Below are 12,555 nucleotides of genomic sequence, written 5' to 3'. Positions count from 1 at the left end.
ATACTCACCTGAACGGACTATGGCGAATCACCGCGCTAGGTGAACAGCCACCCAGTGGTGAAGGCCTGGGCCAGGAAGAGTGGGGAAGCCGCCGCCATCGCGCCCAGAGCGCGCAGGCCCAGCGGACGGGCGCGCAGGGTGAGGACGACTCCGGTGCAGGCAAGCGTCAGCAAGGGCCAGGCGCCGTAGTCCGTGCTGAAGATGAAGCTGCGGGTCTGGACCAGCGCAACGGGGAACCACGCGATCGCGGCCATGGCACCGGCCATCACCGCCAGCCGTCGGTCACCGCGTCGATCCGGCGGACAACCGAGTACTACGAGAATCGTCAGCACCGCCGCGATCGGCTCGAACGGCCCGTCGCCGTAGAGGGCCGGCGCGACCGTCCACTGCACAGCGAACCCGAGCAGCCCCAACACCGCCACGACCATGCCCGGCACCCACCATCGGACCAGCGCGGCGACCGCACCTGCGGAAACCATCCCCAGGAGCACCACGTTCAGCGCCCCCGCCACATCCATCGCCGCGAGGTGGCTCCAGGTCGACCCCGGCGAGAGCGCGACTCCGGCGTACCACTTCATCAGATGAATCCCGCCGTACGCCGCGGCGACGCCCAGCGCGAACGGCGCGGCCAAGGCGAAGAAGCGCCCTGCGGCTGACGCCGAGTCGAGCCCCAACCGAACACGCAGCGCATGCGCGACCAGATCGGCGTCGGCTCGCAGCCGGGCCACCCGGGGCAGGTCCATCGTCAGCTCACGATGAACCTCGAGGATCTCCACACCGTGCGCAGCCCGATAGCCAGGCGGGTACAGCCGGAGAAGAGGGTCGGTCATGTCGCAGGCGAAGTACCGGCGGCCAGCCGACGGCGGACCTCACGGGCGGCCGCGTCCAGCCTCGCAGCCTCGGCCTCCAGCCGCTCCCGGCCGGTGGAGCTGAGAGCGAAGATCCGGCGGGCCCGGCCGCGCACTACCTCCTCGCGGACCACCTCGATCAGCCCCTCGGCCAGCAGCCGGTCCAGGGCGCCGTACAGGGCACCGGTACGCGGTGAGACTCGGCCGTCCGTGATCGCCTTGACCTCCTGGGCGATCGCATAGCCGTGCCGGGACTCGTTCGCGAGCGCGGTCAGCAACAGCAGGGCCAGCTCCTGCATCCCTCGATCGGTCATGCCAACAGACTATTCCGTTCGACGGAGCTGCTGGAACCCGCGCGAGTTCCTCAGGTTCGTCGCTGGGCCTGCCGGATGATCTCGCCGGCCGTCTCGGTGAGGGTGGAGCCGTTCGCGGCGGCACGCTCGGTGAGTCGCTGATAGGCGGTCGCCATATCGACGCCGGTGGTGTGCGCGAGCACGCCCTTGGCCTGTTCGATCACGGTGCGCCCGGCGAGCGCGATGCCGATCCGCTCATCGAGCTGGCTCGCGGTCAGGTCGGTGGACTGGACGATGACGACGGTCGCGATGTCGGCGAACGCCTGGGTCAGCTGCTGGGCCTGGCCGGCGGTGGCCGGGTCGGCGTGGAAGGCGTTCATCGCGCCGATCAGCTGACCGTGCCACCGCAGCGGTACGGCGTGCACGGCCTGGAACCCGGCGGCCACGATCGCCTGGCCGACCTCGCCCCAGCGGCTGACGATCTCCTCCGCACCCTTGACCGACAAGGCGATCCCGTCGCGGCTGGCGTCGATACACGGGCCGATGTCCTGCTGCAACTGGTACAGCTCGAGCTCGGTCACCTGGTGCGACGTCGCGCTCAGCACCTCCAGCCGGCTCTGGTCGTCCTTCACCAGCATCCCGATCGCGTCCGCGGCGGTGGCTTTCGCGCAGTCGTCCAGCAGCCGCGACAACGTACCGGCGACATCGCGCTGTCCGACCATCGCGGCAGCGGCGTCGACCAGGGCTTGGGAGGCGCCGGCGGCAGTCATGAGTTCTCGCTTTCAGCGTCATCGGAGAAGTACAGGCGTCGGCTGGTGATCTCCTGGGCGACCTGTGCCAACGAGAGATTGTGGGAGAACGCATGGGCCCTGAGCAGGGCCAGCGCGTCCTCCGGACTGACGTGCAGCTGGGCCACCACCATGCCGGTCGCCTGGTGCACCTCCGAGCGGGTCGCCCACGGCCCGGATCTGAGCTCCGACTCGTCCGGCGGATCCTTGGCCAGCGCCGCGCCGATCGCGTTCGCCAGGAACTGGGCCCGGTCGCTGGCCGGCAGGTCGCCGCCGTCCTGATGAACGGTCAGGACGCCGACCGCTCCGTGGTTCCACGGACGGATCGGCACCGAGTACACCACCGCGGCGCCAGGAATGGAGCGGGCGGCGTCGGCGAACAGCGGCCACCGACTCTCCTCGGCGCGCAGATCGGCCACCGTGATCGTCTCCGACCCGTACGCCGTAGGCCCCGGCCCTTCGCCGAGCACGTCCTGGAGGTCCTCGAGCCGGGCCGCGAGATCATCGGTCGCGAACAGCGTGACCCGGTCGGGATCGTTGTAGGACAAGGTGATCGCGGCGCCGTCGCCGCCCAGGATCGCCAGGTAGGCCCGGCACAGCCGCTCCTCCAACGGCCTGGCGGGATCGTCGTCAGCGATCAACTTGGCCAGGCGCCCCAGCAGCGTGGTCGGATCCAGCTCGCTCATCGGTCGCCATCCATCGCTTACAGGTCATCGCCCCGGCATCGAAGCAGTACCAACCACCTTTGCACGGATCGGTGGCGGCAACGAGCCTCACCCGCCGTCGACCCGCTCCGGAGCGGCAGTTTCGAGCGGTACCCGGTCGGCCGGGATGACGTCGAGCTGGGTGGTCTGACGGCCCAGAACGGCATCGAAGAGCCAGTCGGCGGCCGTCCGGACTCGGTTGCCCGGCATCGACAGCAAGTGATAGCCGCGAGTGACGACCTTCGCGGGCAGGCCGGCCAGCGGGATGTGCAGCGGATTGGCTGCTGCCTGGGTACCGCCCAGGTCGACGACGAACCCCAGATCCTGATGGCGGTACGGCCGTACTTCGCCGATCCCGAAGCTGGCCGCGACATTGTCGGCGGCCTGCTTGCCCTGTCGTTCAGCGTGCTGCGCCGTCATCGGAGTGACCTCGCCCGGCCGGGTCAGGTCGGGCACGGCAGCGGCGTCACCGCAGGCGAACACCTCGGGATGCCCCGGCACCTGGAGATACTCGTCGACCACCAACCGCCCCTTGTCGGTCTTCAGCCCGAGCCCGTCGACCACCGGATCGGGACGCACGCCGACACACCAGATCAGCGATCGGGTCGCCAGCTCGCTCTGGTCGGTGAGCCGTACGCCGTCAGGCCCGGCCTCCTCGACCGACAATCCGAGCTTCACCTCGACGCCACGCTGACGCAGTACCTGGTCCGCCGTCTTGGAGAGGCGCTCGTCCAACTCCGGCAGGACCCGACCGGCGACATCGAGCAGTAGCCAGCGCAGCCGCTGGTCGCGCAGCCGGGGGTGCCGCTTCCTCAGCAGCTCGGTGAAGAGCACGCCATGGGCGGCGACCTCGGTCCCGGTGTAGCCGGCGCCGACGACCACGAAGGTGCACAGCGCGTCGCGGCTCGCCTGGTCGTCGGTCGCGTCGGCCAGTTCGAGTTGCTTGGTCAGGTGGTCACGGAGGAAGACAGCCTCGGGGATCCCGCGGAAGCCGTGCGCGTACTCCGCGATGCCGGGGATCGGCAGCAGCTTGTTGACGCTGCCGGCCGCGATGACCAGCTGGTCGTAGGCCAGCTCGCCTCGGGTGCCCGTCGGATCGGCGTACCGGATTGTTCTGTCGTCGAGGTCCAGACCGTCGACCTCGCCGAGGACCAGCCGTACGCCGGACAGCGTCTCGGCCAGCGAGATGGTCACCCGCCGGGACTCGATGATGCCGGTCGCCACCTCCGGGAGCAGCGGCACGTACAGGAAGTAGTCGGTGGGGTTGACCAGCACGATCTCGGCCTTGTTCCTGACCAGCCGGTGCAGTCGGCGGGCCGCGTGGAATCCGGCGAATCCCGCGCCCACGATGACGATCCTCGGCTTGTCCATGCAGCCCCGGTACCAGTTGTGGCGATTCGCCAAACCGGGCCCGACGATCAGCCCTCCGCGGTGACCGCCTTGCGCAGGCGGCGGGCCACCTTGACCAGGGTGCTGATGGCCGGGCCTTCGGGGCCGGGCATCCAGGCCAGGGCGACGGTGATCGGCTCCATGTCGAGCACGTCGATGTAGGTGATGTCGGGGCGCGGATACAACTCCCGGCAGGCCGCCGGTACCACCGTGATGTGCGGGCCGTGGGCCACTGCGGAGAACAGCTCCTCGAGGTTCGTCACCTCGTCGTCGGTGTAGACGACCGGGCTGCCGTCCGGTCGCGGGTCGACGGCCCAGAAGTCCCGGTACTCCTGATGGACGCTGGGAGACAGGCTGACCACGATCCGGTTCGCCATGTCGGCCAAGGTGAGACTCTTCCGCGAGGCCAGCTCGTGATCGTTGCTGACGACAACGACTCGGGTCCCGGTGGAGAGCGGCTCGACCGGCACCCCGGGCGGGACCGGGAGATAGGCGACGATGACGTCCGCCTGGCCCTGCGGCAGGGCGGTCACCTGCTCGACGAAATCGAGATGGCGGACCTTGAGGGCGATCTCCGGGTGCCGCAGCTTCATCTCGGCCAGCAGCGCGCGGACCTCGGGCAGCGCGATCATGGCCTCGTGGCTGCCGATCACCAGCTCGCCGGCTTTCAGTGGGTCGCGTAGTGGCGGCCGAGCCGACCGGGGCTCGCTGACCATTTCGCTGTGGATCTCGGCCAGCTCCGAGCTGGGGCTCACTCCCAGCTCGTCGGCCAGCCGGCGCCGTACCTCGTCGTACCGGCGGAGGGCCTCGGCTCGCCGGCCGGAGGCCAGCAAGGTGGTCAGCAGTCGCGCGTGGACTCGTTCGTCGTACGGGAGCTCGGCGGCCAGTTGCTCCAGTTGGTCCAGCGCGAAGTCCGGGGTGCCCGCCTGCTGAGCCGCGATGGCGAACTCGAGAGCGAGGCTGATCCGGGACTCCTCCCACCGGCGGACCAGCGGATCGGTGCGGATCCATTCGGGGCCGTCGGCAAAGATCGGCCCGCGCCACAGGCTGAGCGCGTGGTGCAGCGCGGCCGCGCCCTCCGCCGGATCGGTCGGCCGCGCCGCCAGCGTGAGCTGCTGGTACTGCGCGAAGTGGTCTTCCGCGTCAGGCAGGTCGAGCCGGTACCCGTGGCCGTCCCAGTCAACGGTTGCGCCCGGCCCACAATGTTCCTTGAGCCAGTCCCGGAGCCGGGTCACCGTCGTCTGCAACGCGCCGCTGGAGCAACCGCCCGGCCCCCAGCCGAGCTCAGCCACCCGAGCGGCGTTCAGCGTCTCGCCCGGGTGCAGCAGCAAGGCGCCGAGCACATTGCGAACCGCCGGCCGCGCCGCAGGCAGCACAGCGCCGTCCACCTGAACACGTAGCGTGCCCAGGATGCTCGAACTCACCTGCGACATGTGGTCCCTAGATCCCCGCTGCCAGTACTACCCGAGCCAAGCCACCGCCCAACCAGGCGGTATATACTGGAGCCTAGCTGCACAGGGCGGTCTTGAAGGCCTGGTAGCAGTTCGATCTGGCCCTGGACGGGAGCCGGCGACGGTAGTGCCTGCTCTACCTCGGTTGGCCTGGAGGCTGCATGTTGAGGGCGGCCGAATCGCCATAGCGTTTTGGTATGTCCCTCCTCAGCGCGACACCAGAGCACGAGCTGCTCATCGACCCCACCAACCAGGCCGCCGTCCGCGTCGACCAGCTCACCCGGATCTACGCCGCCGGCGGTCAGCCGGTGACTGCTCTGGACGGCGTGGACGCCACCTTCGCCCGTGGCACCTTCACCGCCGTGATGGGCCAGTCGGGCTCCGGCAAGAGCACGCTGCTGCAGACCGCGGCCGGGCTCGACCGTCCCACCTCCGGCCGGGTCTGGATCGGCGAGACGGAGCTGTCCGCCATGTCGGAGACCAAGCTGACCAAGCTCCGCCGGACCAAGATCGGCTTCGTCTTCCAGGCCTTCAACCTGATCAGCGCGCTGACGGTCGAGGAGAACATCACCTTGCCGCTGCGCCTGTCCGGCGCCCGCCCCGACAGTCGATGGCTGACCGAAGTGGTCGACCGGGTCGGACTCGGCGACCGCCTGCACCACCGGCCGGCTCAGCTCTCCGGCGGCCAGCAGCAGCGCGTCGCGATCGCCCGGGCCCTTGCGATGCGTCCCGACGTGATCTTCTGCGATGAGCCGACCGGCGCTCTCGACACCCAGACCGCTGCCGAAGTACTGGGCCTGTTGCGGTCGACGGTCGACGAGCAGGGCCAGACGGTCATCATGGTCACCCACGACCCGGTGGCTGCGTCGTACGCCGATCGCGTGATGGTGCTCGCCGACGGCCGGATCGTCGCGGACCTGCCGCAGCCCGGCGCCGATCGCATCGCCGAGCAGCTGGCTTCCCTCGGTGGCCGCCCGCAGCTGAACCGGGAGGGCTGACCGATGACGAATCTTGCCTACGGCATGCTGCGTCGCCGCCCCGGCAGTGTCATCGCGACCCTGCTCGCGCTCGCCGTGGGCGTGATGATCCTGACCACGATGGGTGTGCTGATCGAGTCGGGTCTGCGTTACCGGCCCGAGCCCCAGCGCTACGCCGGTACTGCGATCGTGGTCGCCGACCGCGACATCACCTTCACCGGCAAGGAAATCGGCGGCGATCCCTACAAGACGACAGTGAACCTGCCCGATGGCGGCACCGTCCCGGCTGACCTGGTCGAGAAGATCCAGCAGATCCCCGGGGTCGCGGCCGCCGTTCCCGACCACTCCATCCCGATCCTGTCCCAGGCCTTCGGGTCGGCAGTCGGTCATGGCTGGAGCAGCGCCGCGCTCACGCCGTACCGGCTGATTGCTGGGTCAGAGCCGCGCCGAGCTGGCGACATCGTCGTCTCCTCTGATGCGCATCTCCGTGTCGGCCAGTCGACAGACCTCACCATCGCCGGTACTGCGCACCGCTTCCGGATCGCCGGCATTGCCGATCAGAGCCCGCGGACGAGTACGGCCTACGCGACCGCCGGCGACCAACCCGCTGCACTGTTCTTCACCGATGCTCAAGCCACGGCACTCGCACCCCACCCCGGCCGGGTGGATGCCATCGGCGTCATGACAACGCCCGATGCCGATCAGTCCGCCGTTGCAGCGACCGTCGGCCAACTCGCGGAGTCCGTTGCGGCAAAGGCCTATACAGGCGATGACCGCGCCAAGGCCGAGCAGTCCGGAATAGCCGCGCAGGCCAAGGACCTGCTGATCCAGATCGGCGCGGCGTTCGGCGGCTACATCGTCCTGCTGATCATCTGCGTGGTGGCCGGCACGGTCGGGCTGTCCGTCCGGCACCGCCGCCGTGATCTCGCTTTGCTGCGGGCGATCGGCGCGACGCCAGGTCAGGTACGCCGGATGCTGATGGCCGAGGCCGCGCTGACGGGGCTTGCCGCCGCGATTGCTGGAGTCCCGTTGGGTCTCCTCACCACTCACTGGGCCGTCGGCGAGCTGGTCAGCCGGGGGTTCGTCCCGGCTGAGTTCCCGATGGTCAACGGTGCACTTGCGGCGTTGGCGGCGGTTGCTGTGACGACTCTGTTCGCAGTACTGGCCAGCTTGATTGCCGCCAGGCGCATCACCGCCATCCGGCCGACCGAGGCGCTCGGCGAAGCTGCTGTCGAGCCTGCGCGCAGTGGCAAGGTCCGGCTCGGCTTCGGTCTGGTGACGCTGCTCGGCGGCGTGTCCTCGAGCGTGGCCAGCATCGGCCTCGGGGGACAGTCGGCGCTCGCCGCCGCGGTCGGGATGCTCTATCTGTTCGTCATCGCGGTCGGGCTGCTCGCGCCGTGGATCAACCGCTTCGCCGCCAAGCTGCTGGCGCCGGTGCTGAATCGGGTCTGGGGTACCAGTGGTTTCCTGGCCACCGCGAACCTGAAGGCGAATGCGCAAGGCATGGCGACTGTGCTCACCGCGCTGGTACTGGCGGTCGGCTTCGGTGGCTCGGTGTGGTTCCTGCAGGACAACCTGCAGCGGGCGACTGTCGAGCAGAGTCGTGATGGGATGCGGGCGCAACACGCGTTGGTCGCGCCTGGCGGTTTGCCTGCCAAGGCTGTCGATGAGTTGCGGGCGACTCCGGGGGTGGAGGCGGTCACCGGCGTACGGCGTACTTCGGTGCTGGTGCGGATCATGGACGGCGCCGAGGTGGTGCCCGCTCGCGCGATCGATCCGGTCGGGGCTGACGCGACGATGGATCTGAAGGTCGAGCAGGGGAGCCTGAGCGAGTTGCGCGGAGACACTGTTGCGGTCTCGGCGCTGCGTGCATCCTCGCAGGGGTGGAAGTTGGGTGAGCAGGTGGAGATCTGGCTCGGCGACGGTACTGCGAAGAAGCTGCGGGTGGTTGCGATCTATGAGCGGGGGCTCGGGTTTGGTGATGTCGTTCTCAGTCGGGAGGCTGTGGGTGGTGGTCTGGACGAAGTGCTGATCCGGACTTCTCCGGGCTTTGATGCGGGGGCGCTTGCCGAGGTTGCGGCGCATTATCCGACCAGTAGTTTCGTGGGTACGGGGGAGCTCAACGGCAAGCTCGCTGACGATCTCGCTCTCAGTGCCTGGTTGAACAAGCTGTTGATCGGGGTCATGGTCGGCTATGCGGCACTCGCTGCTGCCAACACGATGGTGATGGCCGCGGTGGCGCGGCGCCGCGAGCTGGCTCTGCTCCGGCTGGCGGGAGTCACTCGTCGCCAGGTCAAGCGCATGGTGCATGCCGAGCAGGCTGGTCTGCTGGGTGTCGCTCTCGCCATCGGCGGGACGATTGCAGCTCTCACCCTGGTCGCGGTCGTGGCCACGCTGACTGGTGACCCGATTCCGTTCGTCCCACCGCTCGGCTGGGTCGCGGTACTTGGTGGCGCCACGCTGTTGGCGATGGCCACCACCGTCCTGCCGATCAGCCGGCTGCTCCGTACCCCGCCGGTCGACCATGTTGGCGCCAAAGAGTAATACCCCACGCTGCCTCGCTGCTCGCTCCTGCGTCGCTCGCTACTCGGCGCCCCACCCACCCTTTGGTGAGGCGCTCCTACGTCGCGCGAACTGAAAGAGGGCAGTCGCGCTGCAGATGCTGAGCGTCTCGCGAGCGCATGGCTGGCGCTCGCCTCGGCTGTCAGGCCCGCATGTGCACTCCAACTCAGCAAGCGCTGGGCTGATCCGGCGTGATCCCGGACCAGCCCAGCACCTGCTTACCTCAGTAAGAGATCCTGAGCGGTGTCTTCGTCCGCTGCGACGGTGCACTCACCGTGAGCGTGTTGCCAGTGCTGTCCCACGACCACCTGGCAGCATCAAGCCGCTGGCCGTTGAGGCTGATACGGCTAGGCGCCGCAGTGACGCCGAGGAGTTTCACCGTCCACTCTCGTTCCGCCACCTGGCCGGCGAAGCGGCCCTGGGTCGGCTCGATCGTGAGTTCGTGTCGGCCGGGGGTTTCCTGGTAGTCGAGTTCCGTGGTGGCTTTCTGCGTCTGGTCGGTAGTGGTGCCGTCGTCCTCGAACAGCGTGAAGTTGCCGGAGGCACCGGTTGCGATGGTGGCCGTGGCCTTCGTCAACGGGTTCTGGGTGTCGTTGGTGACGTTGTTCGTGCGGGTGATGGTGATGCCGCCCGAGCGTTGGAAGACCGGCATGGTTCCGAGGGTGGTGGTGACCTGCTGGGTGGTGCCGCCGGTGTAGACCTTGCCCGTGAAGTAGTCGGTCCACTGGCCGGGTGGGAACCAGACGCTGGTGGTCGACTGTGCCCCAGGGGTGGTGACCGGGGCGATCAGGAGGTCGGGGCCGTAGAGGTACTGGCTGGCCGCGGTGGCGTAGGCGTTCGGCTCCTCGGGGTACTCGAGGTACATCGGCCGCACCACCGGTACGCCGGTCGCGGTGGCTTGCTGGGCGAGCGTGTAGGTGTAGGGGACGAGGTTCTCGCGCAGGTTGAGGAACTTGGTCGCGGACTTCGCGGCGTCGGTTCCGTACTGCCAGGGCAGCCGGTCGCTGTGGTTGCTGTGCAGCCGGTCGATCGGCTGGAAGGTGCCGAGCTGGACCCAGCGGGCGTACATGTCGTCCGGCAGTTTGTTCGTACGACGCTCCTGCCCGCCCGACTGGTAGACCTCGCTGCCGGGCAGTCCGGTGGTGTCGTTGTGGCCGCCGATGTCGTGGCTGATTGCGGACATGCCGGTCGCTACCGACTCGGCCGGGGTGGAGCCGACCTCGAGTCGAAGCGTGTTCCAGTTCGAGGCGGTGTCGCCGGTGAAGTGCAGCGTGCTGCGCTTGTCCGCCCACGGGCCGGTGGCGAGCGGGAGGGGATTGCCGTAGCCACCAGCCTGCAGCGATCCATAGGCCCGCGAGATGACGAACCCACGACCGGTCGCGGGTGCGGCCAGGTCGGCGTACTGCTGGTTGATCCAGGCATCAGGTGTGACGCCGGGCAGGCTGGAGCGGGAGCTGTCGCAGCACCAGTCGAGCCACCAGAAGTCGTTGCCCTGGGCCATCATCTCGGAGTGCAGGTCGAGGTAGGCCTTGAGCTGGTCGGGGTCGCCCCAGTCGAAGGTGTAGCAGTCGGCGCCGCAGCCGGACTTGGTCAGCATGCCCTTGGCGGTGGCCATCGCGCGGGCGAACTGCGGGTCGTTGCCCATGATGCTGGGATGGATGTTCAGGTTGGCGTGCAGACCCTGTGACTTCGACCAGTCGAAGAACGCCTTCGGGTCGGGGAACTTGGCGGTGTCGAACTGCCAGCCGTTCCAGGTGTCCGGTGACTTGAAGTCGGTGTCGATGGCAAGCACATCGAGCGGCACGCCCTCGGCCCGGAAGCGGGCCATGATGGTCTTGTAGTCGACCGCGGTGCGGTCGATGTACTCCGAGTACCAGACGCCGTAGGCCCAGCGCGGCAGCAGTTGGGCCGGCCCGGTGAGTGTCTTCAGATCGCCCAGGCCGGTCTTGTACTGGTGGCCGTAGGCAAAGAGATAGCCGTCCTGGTACTGGTTGCCGCCGCGCGCTGAGCGCTGCGTGACCTGCTTGGTCTGGGAGTTGTAGAGCGCCGAGCTGGTGTCGTCGAGCAGGTACCAGCCGTCTTGATGCAGCAGCCCGGCGGTGGTGCTCGGTACGCCGTTGTCTGCGTTGACGCCGTCGAGCCCGCGTCGGTAGCCGCCGAGCGCGAGATGCGGTTGTGGTGCAGTCGCGCCGGTGGGAGTGGCGGCGATCGTGTCGATGTTGATGTGACAGCTCGCGGCGTCCGGGCAACCGAGGACGACTGTGTTCGTACCGGCCTTGAGGTCGACCGGGACCGAGGCGGTGCCCCAGGCGTTCCAGTCGGCGGTCACCGGGAAGGACGCAGTACGGGTGACTCCGGCCGAGGCGACAGTGGCGGTCCGGGTCTCGTGCTTGCCGTCGCCGCCGGTGCCGTTGGCGTAGCGCAGGTGGAGTTGGTAGGTGCCGTCTGCGGGTACGCGGACGATCCGCTGAGTCAGACTCGAACCGCCTGCGAGCTCGGCGACGAACCCGCGACCGGCGTACCCCGGGTGGTCGCTGGCCACGATGGCCGTTCCACTCGGGAGCCCGGACTCTGCCTCGCAACTGACCGCGAAGCCGCAGTCGCCGAACGCGCGAGCGGAGGCAGGCGGGTAGGCGGCGCCGGGCTTGATCACCGCGAAGTTGTCGACGTTGATGCTGCCCGAATCGGTCGCAGTGCGGACGATCCGTACGACGTGGTGCCCGGCGCTGAGGGTGACTGGAGTTGAGGCCAGAGCCCAGGCATCCCAATTGGCGGTCGGGGAGAAGGTCACCCGCTGGGCCGGGCCGCCGTCGATCGACACGCTGAGCGTGCGGGTTTCGTGCTTGCCGTCGCCGCCGGTGCCGTTCGCGTAGCGAGTGGTGAGCGCGTAGGTGCCGGCCTCTGGCACGAGGACGTCCGCGGTGGCCTGCATGCCGGCCGCTTCGAACCCGGCGAGGAATCCGCCACCGGTGTAGCCGGCGTGGTCCTTCGCAGTACCGAGACCGTCCGCGGCCAGGTCCTCGGCCTCGCACAGCGCGCCGGCGGCGCAGGTCAGGTGGTGCCACGGTGTGGCGGCCACCGGGACGCTGCCGGTCTTAAGGTTGACGGTCAGGTTTCCGGCGTCGAACGGGCCGGAGTTCAGGCGATAGGTCAGCGTCGTGGCGCTGGTCCGGATGGTGAGGACGCCGTTGGCGACCTCGCTGGTGAACGGGACCGGAGTGAAGTCCTTGCGGCCGACCGCGTTGAAGGTCGCGGCGTCCTCGAACCGGCCGTCGCCGGCGTACTCGGTCCGGATCAGGGTGGGGGAGAGGACCTGGAAGCGGGCATTGCCCGCGACGACCGTCTGCCGGTCCGGCTTGGCGGCCGCGGGCAGCATGACCGTCCCGGCAGCCACCGCCCCCGCGGCCACGACGAGGGCTACTGCCCGTCGGAAAGTACCTGGTGATCTCGTCCGCACGACGGAACTCCGATCCTGGAGGGGGCGGAAATCTACAACGATGGAAATTGTTGCAGACCGAATAGCAGCACAGCCCGGCTCCGCGT

The 12,555-nt window shown here is 68.7% G+C and carries 9 protein-coding genes; 2 read left to right on the top strand and 7 right to left on the bottom strand.

Annotated elements, in window-relative coordinates; all coding sequences use genetic code 11:
- Positions 1–35: 35 nt before the first annotated feature.
- The 6 genes from AB0P21_RS06115 to AB0P21_RS06090 all read right to left on the bottom strand — a co-directional run bounded on the left by AB0P21_RS06115 (position 36) and on the right by AB0P21_RS06090 (position 5,446).
- Positions 36–830, bottom strand: a complete 795-nt coding sequence (locus AB0P21_RS06115) for a hypothetical protein (protein ID WP_363694088.1) — start codon at positions 828–830, stop codon at positions 36–38.
- Complete coding sequence (locus AB0P21_RS06110) at positions 827–1,162, bottom strand: PadR family transcriptional regulator (RefSeq protein ID WP_363694086.1); 336 nt, start codon at positions 1,160–1,162, stop codon at positions 827–829. The genes AB0P21_RS06115 and AB0P21_RS06110 overlap by 4 nt, the downstream gene beginning before the upstream one ends.
- A 50-nt stretch (positions 1,163–1,212) precedes the next feature.
- A complete protein-coding gene (locus AB0P21_RS06105; protein ID WP_363694085.1) occupies positions 1,213–1,911 on the bottom strand; it encodes a GAF and ANTAR domain-containing protein in 699 nt (232 codons plus the stop codon).
- Positions 1,908–2,615 carry an ANTAR domain-containing protein gene (locus AB0P21_RS06100; RefSeq protein ID WP_363694084.1) on the bottom strand — a complete coding sequence of 236 codons (708 nt, stop codon included), beginning with the start codon at positions 2,613–2,615 and terminating at the stop codon, positions 1,908–1,910. The genes AB0P21_RS06105 and AB0P21_RS06100 overlap by 4 nt, the downstream gene beginning before the upstream one ends.
- Positions 2,616–2,702: 87 nt before the next feature.
- Entirely contained in the window at positions 2,703–4,004 is a 1,302-nt protein-coding gene (locus AB0P21_RS06095) for an NAD(P)/FAD-dependent oxidoreductase (protein ID WP_363694083.1), read from the bottom strand.
- Positions 4,005–4,051: 47 nt separating this feature from the next.
- Complete coding sequence (locus tag AB0P21_RS06090) at positions 4,052–5,446, bottom strand: BTAD domain-containing putative transcriptional regulator (RefSeq protein WP_363694081.1); 1,395 nt, start codon at positions 5,444–5,446, stop codon at positions 4,052–4,054.
- Between the two features lie 224 nt (positions 5,447–5,670).
- On the opposite strand from AB0P21_RS06090, the gene AB0P21_RS06085 reads away from it, so the two are divergent.
- Positions 5,671–6,471, top strand: coding sequence for an ABC transporter ATP-binding protein (locus tag AB0P21_RS06085; protein ID WP_363694080.1), 801 nt, complete (start codon positions 5,671–5,673; stop codon positions 6,469–6,471).
- 3 nt (positions 6,472–6,474) lie between these two features.
- Positions 6,475–8,994 (top strand): FtsX-like permease family protein, encoded by a 2,520-nt coding sequence (locus tag AB0P21_RS06080; RefSeq protein WP_363694078.1) that lies wholly within the window; start codon positions 6,475–6,477, stop codon positions 8,992–8,994.
- Positions 8,995–9,235: 241 nt separating this feature from the next.
- Here AB0P21_RS06080 and AB0P21_RS06075 read toward each other — a convergent pair whose 3' ends face one another.
- Complete coding sequence (locus AB0P21_RS06075; protein ID WP_363694076.1) at positions 9,236–12,421, bottom strand: TIM-barrel domain-containing protein; 3,186 nt, start codon at positions 12,419–12,421, stop codon at positions 9,236–9,238.
- Between the last annotated feature and the right edge of the window lie 134 nt (positions 12,422–12,555).

Origin of the sequence: Kribbella sp. NPDC056861, assembly GCF_040687575.1 — a bacterium.
Lineage (GTDB): Bacteria > Actinomycetota > Actinomycetes > Propionibacteriales > Kribbellaceae > Kribbella.
Note: the sequence above shows the minus strand (reverse complement) of the source record. Positions and strands in the feature narration are given on the sequence as shown.

Bases quoted from the DNA above. Each gene is read 5' to 3' on its own strand.
- AB0P21_RS06085 (WP_363694080.1), top strand. From the start codon at position 5,671: ATGTCCCTCCTCAGCGCGACACCAGAGCACGAGCTGCTCATCGACCCC.
- AB0P21_RS06105 (WP_363694085.1), bottom strand. From the start codon at position 1,911: ATGACTGCCGCCGGCGCCTCCCAAGCCCTGGTCGACGCCGCTGCCGCG.
- AB0P21_RS06080 (WP_363694078.1), top strand. From the start codon at position 6,475: ATGACGAATCTTGCCTACGGCATGCTGCGTCGCCGCCCCGGCAGTGTC.
- AB0P21_RS06110 (WP_363694086.1), bottom strand. From the start codon at position 1,162: ATGACCGATCGAGGGATGCAGGAGCTGGCCCTGCTGTTGCTGACCGCG.
- AB0P21_RS06115 (WP_363694088.1), bottom strand. From the start codon at position 830: ATGACCGACCCTCTTCTCCGGCTGTACCCGCCTGGCTATCGGGCTGCG.
- AB0P21_RS06100 (WP_363694084.1), bottom strand. From the start codon at position 2,615: ATGAGCGAGCTGGATCCGACCACGCTGCTGGGGCGCCTGGCCAAGTTG.
- AB0P21_RS06095 (WP_363694083.1), bottom strand. From the start codon at position 4,004: ATGGACAAGCCGAGGATCGTCATCGTGGGCGCGGGATTCGCCGGATTC.